Source organism: Cumulibacter soli (genome assembly GCF_004382795.1).
GTDB lineage: Bacteria > Actinomycetota > Actinomycetes > Mycobacteriales > Antricoccaceae > Cumulibacter > Cumulibacter soli.
The window spans coordinates 356,395-374,256 of sequence record NZ_SMSG01000003.1; the positions used below are offsets into that span (position 1 = coordinate 356,395).

The window sequence follows — 17,862 nt, forward strand, 5'->3', positions numbered from 1 at the left end:
ACCGTTCGTGGGGTTGTGCCGTTCACCATAGGTCGCGGCCACGACAAAATCTTGTCCGGCCCGCTCATTACTCTGGTGCGCATGGACCGACTTGTCATCCGCGGCGCCCGTGAGCACAACCTCAGGGACGTCAGCCTCGATCTACCCCGCGATGCACTGATCTGCTTCACCGGCCTGTCTGGCTCGGGTAAGTCGTCGCTGGCGTTCGACACGATCTTCGCCGAGGGCCAACGGCGGTACGTCGAATCCTTGTCGGCGTACGCGCGTCAGTTCTTGGGCCAGATGGACAAGCCGGACGTCGACTTCATCGAGGGCCTCTCACCGGCCGTCTCGATCGATCAGAAGTCGACCAACCGCAACCCGCGTTCGACGGTCGGCACGATCACCGAGGTGTACGACTACCTGCGGCTGTTGTTCGCCCGTGCGGGGGTGCCGCATTGTCCGGAATGCGGCGCGGTGATAGCGCGGCAATCGCCGCAGCAGATCGTTGATCAGATACTTGAACTCCCCGAAGGCACCCGCTTCCAGGTGCTCGCACCCGTCGTTCGCGGTCGCAAGGGGGAGTACCTCGACCTGTTCTCGTCGTTGCAGTCGCAGGGATTCAGCCGCGCGCGAGTCGATGGTGTCGTGTATCCGCTGACCGACGCTCCGGAGCTGAAGAAGCAGGAGCGCCACGATATCGACGTGGTGATCGATCGCCTCAGCGTCAAGGAATCGGCCAAGCGCCGAATGACTGACTCGATTGAGACCGCACTCGGTCTAGCCTCGGGCATCGTTGTGATCGAGCAGGTCGACCTCGATGAGAGCGACCCCGAGCGTGAGCGTCGGTTCAGTGAGAAACTCGCCTGCCCGAACGGCCACCAACTTGGTGTCACCGAACTAGAGCCGAGATCGTTCTCCTTCAACGCGCCGTACGGCGCCTGCCCGGAGTGCACCGGCCTCGGCTTCCGTAAGGAAGCGGATCCCGAACTCATCGTCCCGGATCCTGATAAGACGCTCATGGAGGGTGCGATCGCGCCCTGGACCACGGCCGGCAAACTGACCGATTACTTTGTCCACTTACTGGGCTCCCTCGGCGATCAGCTCGGATTCGACCTCGACACACCGTGGCGAGCGCTATCGCCAAAGGTCCAGAAGACCATCTTGAACGGGTCCAAGGACCAGGTGCACGTGAAGTTCCGCAGTCGTTACGGGCGGCAGCGGTCGTACTGGGCGAACTTCGAAGGCGTGTTGCCATTCCTCGGACGCCGCCATGAGGAAACTGACAGCGACTGGGCGAAGGACCGTTACGAAGGCTTCATGCGTGACGTGCCTTGTCCAGTATGTAAGGGAACGCGCCTCAAGCCGGAGATTCTCGCCGTCCGACTCGGTGGCCGGTCCATCGCTGAAGTGACCGATCTGTCGATCGGCGAATGCGCGGAGTTCCTAGGTGCCCTAGAACTCGACAACCGCCAGGCGATGATCGCCGCACGGGTGCTCAAGGAAGTACACGCCCGTCTCGGGTTCCTGGTGGACGTCGGTCTCGACTACCTGTCGTTGTCGCGCGCCGCAGCGACCCTCGCCGGCGGCGAGGCACAACGGATTCGGCTCGCCACTCAGATTGGATCCGGCCTCGTCGGCGTCCTGTACGTACTCGACGAGCCGTCTATCGGGTTGCATCAGCGCGATAATCATCGCCTCATCGAAACTCTCGTGCGGTTACGCGACCTCGGCAACACCCTCATTGTCGTTGAGCATGACGAGGACACCATCCGCGCCAGCGACTGGGTGGTCGACATCGGTCCTGGCGCGGGGGAGCATGGCGGTGAGGTCGTGGTGTCCGGTCCGGTGAAAGATCTACTGCGCTCCAAGAAATCGCTCACCGGCGCGTACCTGTCCGGGCGCCGTGAACTCGAGGTCCCCGCCTCGCGTCGCACGCCCAACCCGGACCGCGTACTGACCGTTAAGGGGGCGCGGGAGAACAACCTGAAGAACGTCGACGTGTCATTCCCGCTGGGCTGTCTGGTAGCAGTCACCGGCGTCTCCGGGTCTGGGAAGTCGACCTTGGTCAATGACATTCTCTACGCCACGATGGCGAACTACGCCAATCGCGCCAGGCTCGTTCCCGGCAGACATACCCGCGTCAACGGCCTCGAAGAGATCGACAAGGTCGTCGGTGTCGATCAGTCGCCCATCGGCCGTACTCCGCGATCGAACCCGGCTACTTACACGGGCGTATTCGATCACGTACGCAAACTTTTCGCCGCGACGAGCGAAGCCAAGGTCCGCGGCTATCAGCAAGGCAGGTTCTCGTTCAACGTCAAAGGCGGGCGTTGTGAGAACTGCCAAGGCGACGGCACCATCAAGATCGAGATGAACTTCCTGCCCGACGTCTACGTGCCGTGCGAGGTCTGCAAAGGCGCCCGGTACAACCGCGAGACGCTCGAAGTGCATTACAAAGGCAAGACCATCGCGCAAGTACTCGACATGCCGATTGAGGAAGGCGCGGAGTTCTTCGCAGCTATACCAGCGATCGCGCGTCACCTGGACACCCTGGTGGAGGTCGGATTGGGGTACGTCCGTCTCGGTCAGCCCGCGCCGACGTTATCCGGTGGGGAAGCCCAGCGCGTGAAGCTCGCTTCCGAGCTACAGAAGCGATCAACCGGCCGTACGGTTTATGTCCTCGACGAGCCGACCACAGGGTTGCACTTCGAGGACATTCGTAAGTTGTTGCTGGTGATCCAGGGCCTGGTGGACAAGGGCAATACCGTGATCACGATCGAGCACAACCTGGACGTCATCAAGACCGCCGACTGGCTGATCGATATGGGCCCGGAGGGCGGCGCCGGTGGTGGCACCGTCGTGGGGCAGGGGACGCCGGAGGAACTCGCCCGCAACGAGCGCAGCCATACCGGACGGTTCCTCGCCGAGATGCTGGACGGCCGCGCGGAACCGACCCTCGTCCCGATCACGGAACCTAAGACACTCACCCGCGCCATGGTGGCGGCAGCGAAGGCGAACGGCACTGCCGCATCCGCGAAAGTCACCGCGCCAAAGGCATCCGCGCGCAAACCCGCACAGAGCAAGGCAACCACGGCGCGCGCTGCCAAGAAGACCGCCAAGAAAGCGGTAAAGCGCCCGGCGAAGGCGGCGAAAGGCTAGTTGAGCATCAGAGATACATCCTCAGACATACAGTGGAGGAGTGATGAGACCGGCCGGTGTGAGTAACCCGTCGGACTATCGACCCGCACCGGGGACCATCCCGGATGAACCGGGCGTCTACCGCTTCTACGACCGGTACGATCGCGTGATCTATGTCGGCAAGGCGAAGAGCTTACGCAGTCGGCTGTCGTCGTATTTTCAGGACATCACGGCACTGCATCCGCGCACGGCGCAGATGGTGACTACCGGCACTCGCGTCGATTGGACCGTAGTCGGCACCGAGGTCGAGGCGCTGGCGCTGGAGTACTCCTGGATCAAGGAGTTCGACCCGCGTTTCAACGTCCGATATCGCGATGACAAGAGTTATCCCAGTCTCGCAGTCACGTTGAACGAGGAGTTCCCGCGGCTGCAGGTGATGCGTGGTCCGAAGAAGCGCGGTGTGCGGTACTTCGGACCGTATGCCCATGCCTGGGCGATCCGCGAGACGCTGGATCTGTTGACCCGCGTGTTTCCCGCCCGGACGTGCAGTAACGGCGTGTTCAAGCGACACGGACAGATGGGACGCCCCTGCCTGCTGGGCTATCTCGATAAGTGCTCGGCGCCGTGCATTGGGCGTGTCGATGCTGAGCAGCATCGCGAGATCGTGGACGAATTTTGTGAGTTCATGGCCGGCCGGTCCGACGCGATCGAACGACGGCTACGCCGCCGGATGCTGCAGGCCTCGGAGAACCTCGAGTTTGAGAAAGCCGCACGCCTGCGCGATGACCTCACCGCCCTGTCGAAGGCGACCGAGAAGAACGCGATCGTGCTTCCCGACGGCACCGACTGTGATGTCGTCGCCTTCGCCCAGGACGACCTTGAGGCGTCGGTGCAGGTTTTCCACGTCCGTGGCGGACGAGTCCGCGGGCGGCATGGCTGGGTTGTCGACAAGGTCGAAGCGGTGACTACCGCCGAGTTGGTCGAGCAATATCTCTTGCAGGTGTACGGCGCAGAGGAGACCGCACTGGTCGTGCCCGCGACTGTGCTGGTGCCCGAACTGCCGCCGGATGTCGACGCGGTCACTGAGCGGCTCAGCGAGTTGCGCCAGGGGCGCGTCGCCGTGCGTGTACCGCAACGTGGCGCGAAGAAGGACCTGCTGCAGACCGTTGAACGCAACGCGCTCGAGGCGTTCAATCAGCACCGCCTCAAGCGTGCCAGTGATCTGACCGCCCGATCGCAGGCGCTGAACGAATTGCAGGAGGCGCTCGAACTCGACGACGCTCCGCTGCGCATCGAATGCGTCGACGTTTCACATGTGCAAGGCACCAACGTCGTCGCCAGCCTGGTGGTCTTTGAGGATGGACTTCCGAAGAAATCGGACTACCGGCGGTACACGATTCGCGGTGCGCTGCGGGACGGCGAAAGTATCGACGTACACCAGGCACGCGCCGGTGAGGGGGTCGATGACACGGCAGCGATCGCCGAGGTGGTCACCCGTCGCTTCCGCCGACTGTTGGATGACAAGGACGAGCCCGCCGTGGACGACGGTCGTCCGCGCCGATTTGCGTACCCACCGAACCTATTCGTCGTCGACGGTGGCGCACCTCAGGTCGCGGCGGCGTCCGATGCACTGACTGAACTGGGGGTCACGGACGTAGCGGTCATCGGGATCGCAAAACGATTGGAGGAGATCTGGGTGCCCGGGCAAGACGATCCGTACATCCTGCCTCGTTCCTCGGAGGCGATGTATCTGATCCAGCGCCTGCGTGATGAGGCCCATCGATTCGCGATCACCTTCCACCGTCAGAAGCGCGGCAAGGCGATGCTGGTGTCCGAACTAGATGGAGTCCGGGGGCTCGGCGAGGCTAAACGCAAGGCTCTGCTGGGCAAATTCGGAAGCGTCCGTGCCCTGCGCAAGGCTGAGGTCGACGAGTTGATGACAGTGGAGGGAATCGGTCCGGCCACCGCCCGTTCGATTCACCAGGCCCTCCACGCCGAGGAAGCACCGCCAACGCGAATCGATCCCCGCACCGGCGAGGTGCTCGATACGCAATAGGCTCGATAGCGTGATCCGACAAGCTAGGGAGTAGCCCGTGAGCAGCAGCCACGTCTCTGAACTCGAGGTCGTCCTGTTAACCGGCTTCTCCGGCGCAGGACGCAGCACCGCCGCTCGTGTCTTGGAGGACCTCGGTTTCTACGTGGTCGACAACTTGCCGCCGTCGATGATCCCGCAGGTGTTACAGCTCGCAGCCGACGAGGCAGCCATCGAGCGCGTCGCGATCGTGACCGATGTGCGCAGCCACGCATTTGGGCACGGTGTCATCGAGATGATCGCGACCTTGAAGCGGGACGGCGTAGCGCCGACCGTCGTGTTCCTCGATGCCGCCGAGGACGTGCTGGTACGCCGATTCGAAAACGTACGACGTGCGCATCCCCTGCAGGGCACTGGAACCATTACTCAAGGGATCGCGGCTGAGCGCGCGATGATCGAGCCGCTTCGCGGTCTGGCCCATCTCCTCCTCGACACCACTGACCTGTCGGTGCACGACCTTCGTCGGCGGCTGGAAAGCCGATTCGATACGCCCATCGGCGACGAGATCAGGCTTTCGGTGATGTCCTTCGGGTTCAAGTACGGCGTACCGCTCGACGCGGACTTCGTGTTCGACGTGCGCTTCCTGCCGAACCCGTTCTGGATTCCGGAACTGCGCGCGCTGACCGGTCAGGACGACGCGGTCAGCGATTATGTGCTCGGGCAGGACGGGGCCGTGGACACCCTGGATAATCTTGAACGACTCGTGAACACTGTCCTGCCGGGTTATCGTCGCGAGGGCAAGCGTTACACCACAATCGCTGTGGGATGCACCGGTGGTAAGCACCGGTCCGTCGCGATGGCGCGTGGGCTGGCCGCCCGCCTGGTGCGCCCAGGTGTGGGGGTGCACGAACGCCACCGCGACTTGGGTAAGGAGTAGCGATGACCTACGCGCCACTGAATCCCATCAGCGGGGCCTCTGTCGGCAAGGTGGTAGCCCTGGGAGGCGGGCACGGCCTGGCAGCTTCGCTGAGCGCGTTGCGCCGAATCGCCCGGCAAATCACAGCCGTGGTCACCGTCGGCGACGACGGGGGATCCAGCGGCCGAATTCGTCGCGAACTGCCGGTGCTACCGCCTGGCGATCTTCGTATGGCCTTGGCGGCCCTCGCGGCGGACGACGACTGGCACCGGCTGATCGCCGACATGCTGCAACACCGGTTCGGTGGACAAGGAGCACTTGCCGGACACAGCGTCGGCAATCTACTGATCACCGGCGCAACCGAAGTCATGGGCAGCAATCCGGTGGCTGCCCTAGACGCCGTCGGCCGCATCATCGGCGCGGTGGGGCGGGTGCTACCGATGTCGCTGGCTCCGCTGGAGATCGCCGCACAGGTGTCCGGGATCGACGCCGGGCACCCCAGCGACATCCACCGAATCAGGGGGCAAGTCGCCGTTGCGACGACGCCCGGTCACGTCGAATCCGTCGAACTCGTCCCGCCGAACCCGCCCGCCTGCCCGCAGGCGTGTGCCGCAATCGTGGACGCCGATCAGATCATCTTCGGCCCGGGCTCGTGGTTCTCTTCGGTGTTGCCGCACCTGCTCGTGCCAGATCTACGGCGAGCCATCGAGACGAGCCCAGCCCGGCGATACGTGACGCTGAATCTCGCGCCGCAGCCCGGGGAGACCGACAATTTCACCCCGCTGGAGTTGCTCAACGTGTTCACCGATCACGCACCGGGCATGCGTATCGACGGCGTGATCGCCGATGAAGCCGCGGTCCTCGGCAGTTGCGGACTTCAAGCGGCCTGTGATCGTCTGGGTGCGAGGTTGGTCGTGGCGGATCTGGCGTCGAACCAGTCGCGCACCACGCACGATGCGGAAAAGTACGCCAGAGCGTTGAGAAATGCGCTATCGGATTGAGCAGATCCGCGCATCCGATAGCGACGGAGTGCCGCTACGGGCACAATAGGCGTGCCGAGGTGGGGCCAGTCGGGACCCCGCCGCGAGGGGAGAAGGTCACTTCGGATGGCGATGACCGCCGATGTAAAAGCCGAGTTGTGTCAGGTCGAAAGCAAGAAAACCTCTTGCCGGAAGGCGGAGGTCGCCACGATCCTGCGACTCGCCGGCGGGTTACATCTGGTGGCAGGTCGCATCGTGATCGAGGTCGAACTGGACACCGGGGCGGTGGCCCGGCGCCTGCATCGCGAGATCGGTGATCTATTCGGCATCGGCGCCGACCTGCAGATGCTCAGCGGCGGCAACCTGCGCAAAGGCAGCCGTTTCGTCGTCCGAGTCTCTCGCGACGGCGATTCCCTCGCACGGCAGACCGGCATCGTCGACCTGCGCGGGCGCCCGGTTCGAGGGCTCCCGCCGGCGGTCGTCGGCGGCGGCAGCGGCGAATGTGAAGCAGCGTGGCGCGGCGCGTTCTTGGCGCACGGTTCGCTGACCGAGCCGGGTCGTTCGGCCGCGTTAGAAATCACCGCCCCGGGGCATGAGGCGGCCCTGGCCCTGGTCGGTGCGGCCCGGCGTCTGGGCATCGTCTCGAAGGCGCGGGAGGTACGCGGTGCCGATCGCGTGGTCATCCGCGACGGAGATTCGATCGCGGCAATGCTCACCCGAATCGGTGCGCACCGTTCGGTGCTTACGTGGGAAGAACGGCGGATGCGGCGAGAGATCCGCTCCAGTGCCAACCGCCTAGCCAACTTCGACGATGCGAACCTCCGTCGTTCGGCGCGTGCCGCGGTCGCGGCCAGCGCGCGGGTTGAGCGCGCCCTGGAAATTCTCGGCGATGCCGTGCCTGAGCACCTCGTCTTCGCCGGGCGCCTACGTCTGGAACATCGCCAGGCATCCCTCGAGGAACTCGGCCAGCTCGCCGATCCGCCGATGACCAAGGATGCGGTCGCCGGCCGGATCCGACGTTTGCTTGCGTTGGCGGATAAGCAGGCTCGGGAACTGGGCATCCCAGACACAGAAGCTGCCGTGACCGACGACATGCTCGCGCCGTAACTACTCACGCAAAACTGATAGACGTCACACGCGGCACGCTGGATCTGACTCGTTGCACGGCTAGGCTGGGGAGGCATTACCGGACCGCAGCGTCGCGGCCATTCTGACGATGCCGGACGCCAGAACTGAGGAGCACCTGCACGTGACCGTCAAAGTAGGCATCAACGGCTTCGGCCGCATTGGACGCAACTTCTACCGGGCCGTCGTCGCCAGCGGAGCCGATATCGAGATCGTCGGGGTGAATGACCTCACCGATAACGCGACCTTGGCGCACCTGCTGAAGTACGACTCGATCCTGGGACGCTTCGACGGCGACGTTACCTCGACCGACACGGACATCACCGCCGGTGGCCACACCTTCAAGGCGTTCGCGGAGAAGGATCCGGCAGCGCTCCCGTGGGGTGAGCTCGGCGCCGACATCGTGGTGGAATCGACCGGCATCTTCACTGAAGCATCGAAGGCGCAGGCGCATATCGACGGTGGCGCGAAGAAGGTCATCATCTCGGCCCCGGCCAAGAACGAAGACATCACCATCGTGATGGGCGTCAACGACGACCTGTACGACGGCGCGAAGCACAACATCATCTCGAACGCGTCGTGCACCACCAACTGCCTCGCTCCGATGGCGAAGGCGCTCAACGACGGCCTAGGCATCGTCAAAGGTCTGATGACCACCATCCACGCTTACACGCAGGACCAGAACCTGCAGGACGGGCCGCACAAGGACCTGCGTCGCGCCCGCGCCGCGGCACTGAACATCGTTCCGACCTCGACTGGTGCGGCCAAGGCCGTCGCGCTCGTACTGCCCGAGCTCAAGGGCAAACTGGACGGATACGCACTGCGCGTGCCGACCCCCACCGGTTCGGCCACCGACCTGACGTTCGAGGCTGCCCGTGAGACCTCTGTCGAGGAGGTCAACGAGATCATCAAGAAGGCTGCCGCGTCCGGCCCGATGGCAGGCAAGCTGGTCTACACCGAGGACGAAATCGTATCCAAGGACATTGAGACCGATCCGGCCTCCTGCATCTTCGACTCCGGACTGACCAAGGTGATCGGTAACCAGGTCAAGGTCGTTGGCTGGTACGACAACGAGTGGGGCTACTCGAACCGCCTCGTCGACCTCGTCGCACTCGTCGGCGCGTCCCTCTAAGTCGCTGAGGATGCCTCACCCCGATTGGGGTGGGGCTTTTCTCATCACTGGCCCGGAACACAACCGGCTCGGAACACAAGGAGAGAGATGAAAGACCTTCAGGACCTGCTGGCCGAGGGGGTCGTGGGGCGCAATGTGCTGGTCCGCGCCGACCTCAACGTGCCGCTGGATGGCGACCGGATCACCGATCCTGGACGTATCGAGGCGACGCTCCCGACGCTGACCGCCCTGATCGAAGGCAACGCCCGCGTGATCGTGATGGCTCACTTGGGCCGCCCGAAGGGCGCTCCCGATCCGCAGTACTCACTGGCACCCGTTGCCGAGAAACTCGGCGAATTGCTTGGACGCGATGTCGTGCTCGCCGCTGATCTCGTCGGGCCCTCGGCCCACGCGGACGTCGAGCACATGTCCGATAGCGATGTCGTGTTGCTTCAGAACGTGCGGTTCGACCCGCGGGAGACGAGTGAGGACGAGGCCGAACGTGCGGCGCTCGCTGCCGAGTTAGTCGCATTGGTCGGCGAGGACGCTGCGTACGTCTCGGACGGATTCGGCGTGGTACATCGAGCCCAGACCTCGGTGTACGACATCGCCAAGGCTCTCCCGGCGTACGCCGGCGGGTTGGTCGAGGCCGAGGTACGCGTACTCAAGCGGCTCACTGAGAACCCCGCGCGGCCGTACGGCGTAGTGCTTGGCGGCAGCAAGGTCAGCGACAAGTTGGCTGTCATCGAGTCACTATTGCCGAAGGTCGACACCCTCGTCGTTGGCGGCGGGATGTGTTTCACCTTCCTCGCCGCGCAAGGCCACACCGTCGGCACCTCGCTGCTGGAACAGGACCAGATCGATACCTGCAAGGAGTTGTTGGCCAAGAACGGCGCGAAGATCGTGCTGCCCGTCGACGTCGTGTGCGCGGCGGAATTCAACGCCGACTCACCGGCCAGCGTGCACCCCGTCGATGCGATTCCGGCCGAGCAGATGGGGTTGGACATCGGCCCGAAATCCGTCGAATTGTTCGCCTCAGCGCTGAATGGCGCAAAGACTGTGTTCTGGAATGGGCCAATGGGCGTCTTCGAGATGGCGCCGTTCGCCCACGGCACCCGAGGTGTCGCTGAGGCGATCGCCGCCGGAGACAGTTATTCGGTAGTGGGCGGCGGCGACTCCGCGGCTGCCGTGCGTCAACTCGGTATCGGCGAGGATCGGTTCTCGCACATCTCCACCGGCGGTGGTGCTTCCCTGGAGTTCCTCGAGGGTAAGCAACTCCCCGGTATCACCGCTCTGGAGGAGTCCGCATGAGCAACAACGGACGTCGACCGCTGGTCGCCGGCAACTGGAAGATGAACCTCACTCACCTCGAGGCGATCGCGCTGGTACAGAAGGTTGCGTTCAGCGTGGATGACCGTGGCCTGGAAGCGGTCGAAACCGTGGTCCTGCCACCGTTCGTGTCCCTGCGTGGAGTGCAGACCCTGGTCGACGGCGACAAGCTCGAGGTCGGGTACGGCGCCCAGGACGTGTCCCAGCACGACTCTGGCGCGTACACCGGTGAGATCAGCGCTGCAATGCTGGCGAAACTTGGCTGCCGTTATGTCGCGGTCGGGCACTCTGAACGCCGCGAGTATCACTATGAGGACGACGCCACCGTCGCCGCGAAGGCGGCCGCCGCCATCAAGCACGGCATCGCACCGATCGTGTGTGTTGGTGAGGGGCTCGATGTCCGTGAAGCCGGCGAGCACGTCGCGTACGTCGTGGCGCAGGTCGAAGGATCGCTGGCGGGAATCAGCGCCGACGAGGCGAAAGACATCGTGATCGCATACGAGCCGGTCTGGGCGATCGGGACGGGTAAGACCGCGACGCCGCAGGATGCCCAGGAGGTATGTGCGGCGATCCGCGACAAGCTCGCCGACCTGTACTCCGGTGACCTCGCCGACCGTGTCCGCATCCTGTACGGCGGTTCGGTCAAGCCCGACAATGCTGCCGCGCTGGCTGCTGAGGTTGACGTCGATGGCGCCCTGGTGGGCGGCGCTAGCCTCGACGGCGAGCAGTTCGCTGCGATCTGCCGCGGCTTCGGAGCATCGGCCGAGTAGTCCCTGCAGTGCGGCTCGCCGGGCACCTCCGAGCGAGCCGCACCGCGCCGCACGCGCCCGCGGGGGTATCCTGTGGGCTGCGTTTGATGCATTACCTACTTCGTCTGGAGCGACGTCTGTGAAGCTGCTCTTCGAGATCGGCCTAATCGTCTCGAGCATTGCGCTCATCGTCCTGGTGCTGTTCCATCGTGGGCGCGGCGGCGGGCTGTCGTCCATGTTCGGCGGGTCGATGACCTCCCAGTTGTCCGGGTCTTCCGTGGTCGAGAAGAACCTGAACTACGTTACGGTCGTGTGCGCGATCATCTGGGTCGGCTGCATTGTGGTACTCGGCCTGCTCTACAGGCCTTAGGACTTCGTCGCGAGACCCGGCCAGACGGCCGGGTCTCGTTTCGTCACGACGATCGACGGGAGAATGAGATAACCATGGCGAACGGAAATGTCATCCGGGGTAGCCGCGTAGGCGCCGGGCCGAGCGGGGAGAACGAGCGCGGTCAGGCGGTACCACGGGTACGCGTGGATTTTTTCTGCGTGAACGGGCATACCTGTCGACCAGCCTTCGCCATCGAAGCAGAGATACCCGAGGAGTGGGACTGCCCCAAGTGCGGATTGCCTGCCGGGCAAGATGCTGCGAATCCTCCCGGGGCCCGTACCGCCGAGCCGTACAAGACTCACATCGCGTACGTGCGCGAGCGCCGCACTGACGAGGACGGCGCCGCGTTGCTCGATGAAGCCTTGCAGAAGCTTCGGGCTCGACGAGGCGAGTCCTAGGCATCTGCCCGCACCGCCGGTTCTGCTGCGGCGCGCGCGGTCCCCGCTGCCAATACACCAGCGGAAGCCGACGTAGATTATCGGTATGAGCATTCTTGACGAATCGATAGCCCGACTCGACGGTACGAGAGGGACCCTCGCTGACCTCACTGGTGGCGCGCCCGCGCTACTGGTCAACGTCGCCAGCAAATGCGGGCTGACACCTCAATACGCGGGACTGGAACAACTGCAGAAGGACTTCGCCGGTCGCGGGTTCACTGTCGTGGGGTTCCCGTGCAACCAGTTCGCCGGCCAGGAGCCAGGCAGCGCCGAGGAGATCGCCGAGTTCTGCAGTGCGACGTACGGCGTGACGTTCCCGATGAGCGAGAAGATCGACGTCAACGGCGATGACCGGCACCCTATCTATGCTGAACTCACTGCCTCCTCCGACGAGCGCGGCACGAGTGGTGACATCCAGTGGAACTTTGAAAAGTTCGTCGTCCGCGCCGATGGCAGTGTCGTCGCCAGATTTGGCCCGAAGGTCACCCCGGACGATGAGCGACTGGTGGCCGCGATCGACTCCGTACTGAGTTAGTCGCGGGCAGGAAGTGCCGAGGCTGCGGCTTCGTCGAGCAGCCAGCGGGTGAGTACCCGGCCGCGGGGCCCGGCCGCGGGAATGTCCAGCGGATCGGCCCCGTTGATCGCCTGAGCGACCGCCGGTGCCTTACCGGCACCGGTGGTCATCAGCCACACCTCATTGGCGGCAGACAGCGTCGGGAACGTCAACGACACCCGGGTTGGCGGCGGTTTCGGGCAGTCCCGCACCGCGCAGGCCACGTTCGGGTCCGTCGCGGCTGGCGACTGCGGGAAGATCGACGCCGTGTGCCCCTCTTCGCCTACGCCAAGCATCAGGACGGCGAACCGAGGACACGACTCGCCCGGTGGTGCATGACGGGCCAGCTCGTCGGCGTACGCCGCGGCAGCTGCGTCCGGATCATCGCCGAGCGGACCATCTGCCGCCGCCACGCGATGGATGTTGGCAGCATCGATTGGCACGTGTGCGAGGAGCGCTTCGTCGGCCTGTCGGTCGTTACGATCGGCATCCGCCGCAGGGACGAACCGTTCATCACCCCACCACACGTGCAGTCGTGACCAGTCGATCTCGCTCGAGCGTGCGCCGATGGCCCGCAACACGGCGATGCCTGTGCTTCCACCGGTCAGCACGACATGTACGGGGCCCTCGGGTTGGCGCCGGGTCGTGGCGATGAACAGGTCTGCGGCGTGCGCAGCGGTGGTCGGCAGGTCACCGAGGACGTCGATACTGGTAGTCAACGGAATGGTTCTCCTCAGGTGGTCGTGGTAGTTCCATTGCGAATTTGCGCGGCTGCCGCGTGGCGTATTTCGGCCGTGACGGCTTTCGTGCGCGGGCGTTCGGGGTCAATCCAGATATGCGTGCGGCGGTGCCGCCGCTGAGCCAGCTCTGGCACGCCGCCGGCGGCGGAGAGGGCGTCCGCGTAGGTTTCGTCGGCTCCTTGTCGGCGCAGTTCCTCCGTCAGCAGGTCGCCCAGATCGCGCTCACGGATAGGCATCCGCTGCTCGCGCTGTCCGGTGCGAGTGATCACCAAATCGCCGCCTTCGCGGACCAACTTCAATCGGCGCTTACCCGCCAATGCGATCGACACCCCCGTAATCCCGGAAGCACCGACATTCTGACGTGAGGGGCGGATCTTGCACGGCAGTCCGAGTCGGCTCTCCAGCCACCCGGCCAGCAGCAACATCGCGGGGGAATCGGTCGAGCCGTGCACCTTCAGCGCGGTCGGCGTATCGGTGATCGAATCGAACGAGGACGCCAACGCTGAGCGCCACTGGGTCGTGCGGGTCCAACCCAGGTCTGTATCGCCGGGGGCGTAATCGATCGCGCGGTCATGTAGCGCGTCGGTACCAGTGCGTAGCCATCCGCAGTCGGTGATCCGACGGTCGGCGTACACGCCGACAGCATCGGTGGCGATGACGCTCGGCGGTGGACCGTGCCACCACGCCACCACAGGCGCGTCGGGCGCCAGCAGCGGTAGCGTGACCGACTCGGCGTGCAGGGCCAATCGCCCGTACATCCGCATCACGATGGCCTCGCCCGGCCCGAGCCGGCCACCGACCAGGACCTCGGCGTCCAGCCTCGGCTGCGGGGCATCTAACTCGCGGCGGACGACGATGAGCAGCCGACACGGGTTCATTGCCGCAGCCTTCGCGGCGGCTTTTTCGGCGTCGGTGACGTAGCGCTCGTCGACCATCACGACCAGCGTGAGCGCATTTCCGGACGTGACCGCTCCGCCCATACGCCGTTCGGCGGCCAATGCCTGCACAACGGCCGTTCCGGTGGTGTCCCATAATGTCGTCATTGACTTACGCCCTTCTGCATCAGGGACGACGCCAGACGCGTCCGTCGCGGGCCAGCATGTCATCGGCTTCGGCGGGTCCCCACTCACCCGCGCGGTAGGGCGCCGGTTCGGTTGAGTCCCAGAACTTTTCCAGCGGGTCGATCACTGCCCAGGATGCCTCCACCTCTTCATTGAGTGGGAAGAGTGTCGCATCGCCGAGCAGCACGTCCAGCAGCAATCGTTCGTAGGCTTCCGGGCTGGACTCGGTGAAGGTTTCGCCGTACAAGAAGTCCATCGCTACATCGCGGACCTCCATCACGGTTCCGGGCACCTTCGACCCAAATCGCAATGTCACGCCTTCGTCCGGCTGCACCCGGATGACCAATTGGTTATGCCCGAGATCCTCAGTGTCCGTCGGCGCGAACGGCAGGTGTGGGGCCCGCTTAAAGTTCAGCGCGATCTCGGTGACGCGGCGGGGTAGACGTTTACCGGTACGCAGGTAGAACGGCACTCCGGCCCACCGTCGGGTCTCCACGTGCAATGTCACGGCCGCATACGTCTCGGTCGTGGAGTCGGCCGGGATTCCGTCTTCCTCGCGGTACCCGACGGCACGCTCACCGGCGAGCCATCCTGGCTGGTACTGCCCGCGGACCGCGTGCCCTTCCAAGTTGGTCGGCAGCGTGATGGCTCGCAGTACTTTGAGTTTCTCGGTGCGGATCGCCGACGGAATGAACCGGACGGGTTCTTCCATCGCCGTGAGTGCGAGTAACTGCAACAGGTGATTCTGCAGGACGTCGCGCGCGGCGCCGGTGTGATCGTAGAACGCTGCGCGGCCCGCGATGCCGACTTCTTCGGCCATGGTGATCTGGACCGAATCGACATAGTGCGAATTCCAGATCGGCTCAAACATGGTGTTTGCGAACCGGAAGGCAAACAGATTCTGCACGGTCTCTTTGCCGAGGTAATGGTCGATCCGGTATACGTCGCGCCAGCCGAAGACTCTGTCGACGAGTTCGTTGAGACGCTTTCCGGACTCCAGGTCATGGCCGAAGGGTTTCTCGACGACCACGCGGCGCCATCCGCCGGAGCGCTCATTGTCGGCCATGCCCGTGCGGTGTAACTGCTGCAGTACGGTCTCGAAGAAGGACGGCGGCACGGATAGGTAGAACGCGGCGTTTCCCTTGATGCCGTGCGTCGAACTCAACGCGTCGAGGGTGGCGCTGAGTAGGTCGAAGGCCCGGTCGTCGTCGAACTCGCCCGGCACGAACTTGATGTTGTCGGCCAACCGCTCCCAGACGCTTTCATCCCACGGCGTGCGGGCGTGCTGCTGGGCAGCCTCGCGAGCGAGTTGCGCGAAATCGCCGTCCGCCCAATCGCGTCGTGCGAATCCCAGCAGCACGAAGTTGGCCGGCAGGAGGCCGCGGTGCGCAATGTCGTAGATTGCCGGCAGTAGTTTCTTACGGGCGAGGTCGCCGGTGATGCCGAATACGACGAGAGCACAAGGCTCCGGGACGCGGGGGAGACGTCGGTCGCGCGGGTCGCGCAGCGGATTGAGGGTGGTGGCGACCGGAGTGGCGGCGATGTACTCCGGCTCCGGTTCAGCCGGGGGGACAACGAGGTTCACCGGCGCCGACTTCGCGCGGGACGCTTTGCGCTTCGGATCCTTCTTGGCAGATTTGCCCGCTGTTTTCTTCCCGGATGCGGCAGGTGGCGTCATGCGCGGCTCCCTCCTCGAGTGCGGCTGTGGAGTTAGGCGACTTCGGCGTTCAGGGCGGCGAGCAGCGCGGTGATCCCCGCTGCCCGATCGCTCAGGTGCACGTGCAATACCGGCCGGCCTTGGTCGGCGAGCACCTGCGCATCTCCGGCGGCTTGCGCGCGCTGAAGCGATCCGAAGGTGTACGGCCGGTCGGGGACCGCGGCATCTTCGGAGCTGTCAGCGGTGATCTGCAGGAACACGCCGTTGGGGTGTCCACCCTTGTGGTACTGACCGGTGGAGTGCAGGAAGCGTGGGCCCCACCCGAACGTCGTCTGCCGGCCGCTACGTTGCGCGATCAGTGGACGCGATGCGCGCAGCGCGACGTCAGCGTGCCGATCGAGGTACGCCATCACAGCGACGTACCCGTCATCCGCGGCGGCACTGAACAGTGCTGATAGTGCGCTCGTCAGCGTGGTCGGGGTGCCTAGGGCACCGCCCAGCACCGTCACCGACAGGCAATCTTGCTCCAGCGCGGGAGAAACCTGCTCTGCCGCCGGCTCGTCCAGCAGCGCGCGGGCCATTCGTTTGGCCTCCTCGACGTTGGGCTGGTCGAACGGATTTACCCCGATGACGCGACTGGCGATCGCGATAGCCATCTCCCACAACAGGAACTGCGCGCCGAGCGGGCCGTCCGTGGCCAGGGCGTATCCACTGGCAGCGACCGGCGCCTCACCGGGTCCAAGGAGGCCGAGTACGGCGTCCGATCCCGCGCGCGCGAAGCCGGGCGCAGCAGCGTCCTCGACGACGACAGGCAGGATTCCGCGTCCGTCTTTTCCAGTGGATTCGGCGATCAACTGTTCGGCCCACGCCCCGAAATCGACGTTCGCCGACCCGCGGGAGGCGAGCACCAATTTCTCGGACCCGGAACGCTCGGCTGCGCCCAGCAGCGCACCCAGCTGTACGGCCGGGTTCTCGGCGTTATCGGAGCCAAGTAGCTCGGTCACCTCGGCCGCGTCGTCCAGCAAGCTGGAGATATCGGCCCCGGCGAGGCCGGCGGGGACGAGCCCGAACGCGGTCAGCGCACTGTAGCGGCCGCCCACGTGCGGGTTGGCTTCGAACACGCGCCGATAGCCGGACTCTACGGCCTGCGTTTGCAGCGGCGATCCCGGATCCGTCACGATCACGATCCGCGATGCGGGGTCGATCCCGGCCTCGTTGAAGCGTTCGATGGCGTACCGGCGATGCGAATCGGTTTCGACCGTCGTGCCTGACTTCGATGAGACGACCAGCACGGTGCGTTCGAGATCGGCCTCGAACGCCGCGGCGACCTGGTGCGGATCGGTCGAATCGAGGGTTATCAGCGGTACCCCGTCGGTTGCGCAGATCACCTCGGGCGCTAGCGAACTACCACCCATGCCGGAAAGCACGATTCGGTCCAGGCCCTCCTCGCGCAACTCGGCTGCCAGGGCCTCGATCGCAGCGAGGAGTGGACGTGAGGTCTCCGCCAGGTCCACCCAGCCCAGGCGCTGAGCGGCCTCGCTCTCGGCGGCCGCACCCCACAGCGTGGGATCCTGCGCCATGACTGCCGAGGCAATCTTGTCCCGAACGAGGTCGGCGATGGTCGTCGATAGATCGGATGGCGCTCGGCAGTCGAGGTGCAT

At 64.8% G+C, this 17,862-nt stretch carries 15 protein-coding genes; 11 read left to right on the forward strand and 4 right to left on the reverse strand.

All coding sequences use genetic code 11. From position 1 onward, the window contains the following. The first annotated feature begins 81 nt into the window (after window positions 1–81). From uvrA to E1H16_RS08520, 11 genes are all read left to right on the forward strand, one after another. A complete protein-coding gene (gene uvrA, locus E1H16_RS08465) occupies window positions 82–3,141 on the forward strand; it encodes an excinuclease ABC subunit UvrA (RefSeq protein WP_134323256.1) in 3,060 nt (1,019 codons plus the stop codon). Between the two features lie 43 nt (window positions 3,142–3,184). After that, on the forward strand, window positions 3,185–5,176 hold the full coding sequence (gene uvrC, locus E1H16_RS08470; RefSeq protein WP_243837812.1) for an excinuclease ABC subunit UvrC: 1,992 nt from the start codon (window positions 3,185–3,187) through the stop codon (window positions 5,174–5,176). A gap of 37 nt (window positions 5,177–5,213) precedes the next feature. Further along, on the forward strand, window positions 5,214–6,089 hold the full coding sequence (rapZ, locus tag E1H16_RS08475; protein ID WP_134323257.1) for an RNase adapter RapZ: 876 nt from the start codon (window positions 5,214–5,216) through the stop codon (window positions 6,087–6,089). A 2-nt stretch (window positions 6,090–6,091) separates the two neighbouring features. Next, window positions 6,092–7,069, forward strand: a complete 978-nt coding sequence (locus E1H16_RS08480; protein WP_134323258.1) for a gluconeogenesis factor YvcK family protein — start codon at window positions 6,092–6,094, stop codon at window positions 7,067–7,069. A gap of 111 nt (window positions 7,070–7,180) precedes the next feature. Next, window positions 7,181–8,155 (forward strand): DNA-binding protein WhiA, encoded by a 975-nt coding sequence (whiA, locus tag E1H16_RS08485; RefSeq protein WP_481764298.1) that lies wholly within the window; start codon window positions 7,181–7,183, stop codon window positions 8,153–8,155. 142 nt (window positions 8,156–8,297) lie between these two features. Further along, a complete protein-coding gene (gene gap, locus E1H16_RS08490) occupies window positions 8,298–9,305 on the forward strand; it encodes a type I glyceraldehyde-3-phosphate dehydrogenase (RefSeq protein ID WP_134323260.1) in 1,008 nt (335 codons plus the stop codon). An 87-nt stretch (window positions 9,306–9,392) separates the two neighbouring features. Continuing rightward, window positions 9,393–10,595 carry a phosphoglycerate kinase gene (locus tag E1H16_RS08500; protein ID WP_134323262.1) on the forward strand — a complete coding sequence of 401 codons (1,203 nt, stop codon included), beginning with the start codon at window positions 9,393–9,395 and terminating at the stop codon, window positions 10,593–10,595. Further along, the gene (gene tpiA / locus E1H16_RS08505; protein WP_134323263.1) at window positions 10,592–11,383 is read left to right on the forward strand and encodes a triose-phosphate isomerase; all 792 of its coding nucleotides are present in this window, start codon (window positions 10,592–10,594) and stop codon (window positions 11,381–11,383) included. Before E1H16_RS08500 ends, tpiA begins: the two co-directional genes overlap by 4 nt. Before the next feature lie 118 nt (window positions 11,384–11,501). Beyond that, window positions 11,502–11,732, forward strand: coding sequence for a preprotein translocase subunit SecG (gene secG, locus E1H16_RS08510; RefSeq protein ID WP_134323264.1), 231 nt, complete (start codon window positions 11,502–11,504; stop codon window positions 11,730–11,732). Between the two features lie 74 nt (window positions 11,733–11,806). After that, window positions 11,807–12,151, forward strand: a complete 345-nt coding sequence (locus tag E1H16_RS08515; RefSeq protein WP_134323265.1) for an RNA polymerase-binding protein RbpA — start codon at window positions 11,807–11,809, stop codon at window positions 12,149–12,151. 85 nt (window positions 12,152–12,236) lie between these two features. Beyond that, window positions 12,237–12,725, forward strand: coding sequence for a glutathione peroxidase (locus tag E1H16_RS08520; protein ID WP_134323266.1), 489 nt, complete (start codon window positions 12,237–12,239; stop codon window positions 12,723–12,725). Here E1H16_RS08520 and pgl read toward each other — a convergent pair. Genes pgl through E1H16_RS08540 form a run of 4 tightly spaced genes read right to left on the reverse strand, consistent with a single transcriptional unit; the run spans window position 12,722 to window position 17,862 of the window. Further along, window positions 12,722–13,462, reverse strand: coding sequence for a 6-phosphogluconolactonase (pgl, locus tag E1H16_RS08525; RefSeq protein WP_208378935.1), 741 nt, complete (start codon window positions 13,460–13,462; stop codon window positions 12,722–12,724). The genes E1H16_RS08520 and pgl overlap by 4 nt on opposite strands. A 14-nt stretch (window positions 13,463–13,476) precedes the next feature. After that, window positions 13,477–14,526 (reverse strand): glucose-6-phosphate dehydrogenase assembly protein OpcA, encoded by a 1,050-nt coding sequence (locus E1H16_RS08530; RefSeq protein WP_134323268.1) that lies wholly within the window; start codon window positions 14,524–14,526, stop codon window positions 13,477–13,479. Window positions 14,527–14,545: 19 nt separating this feature from the next. Next, a complete protein-coding gene (zwf, locus tag E1H16_RS08535; RefSeq protein WP_134323269.1) occupies window positions 14,546–16,222 on the reverse strand; it encodes a glucose-6-phosphate dehydrogenase in 1,677 nt (558 codons plus the stop codon). 32 nt (window positions 16,223–16,254) lie between these two features. Then, complete coding sequence (locus E1H16_RS08540) at window positions 16,255–17,862, reverse strand: glucose-6-phosphate isomerase (protein WP_134323270.1); 1,608 nt, start codon at window positions 17,860–17,862, stop codon at window positions 16,255–16,257.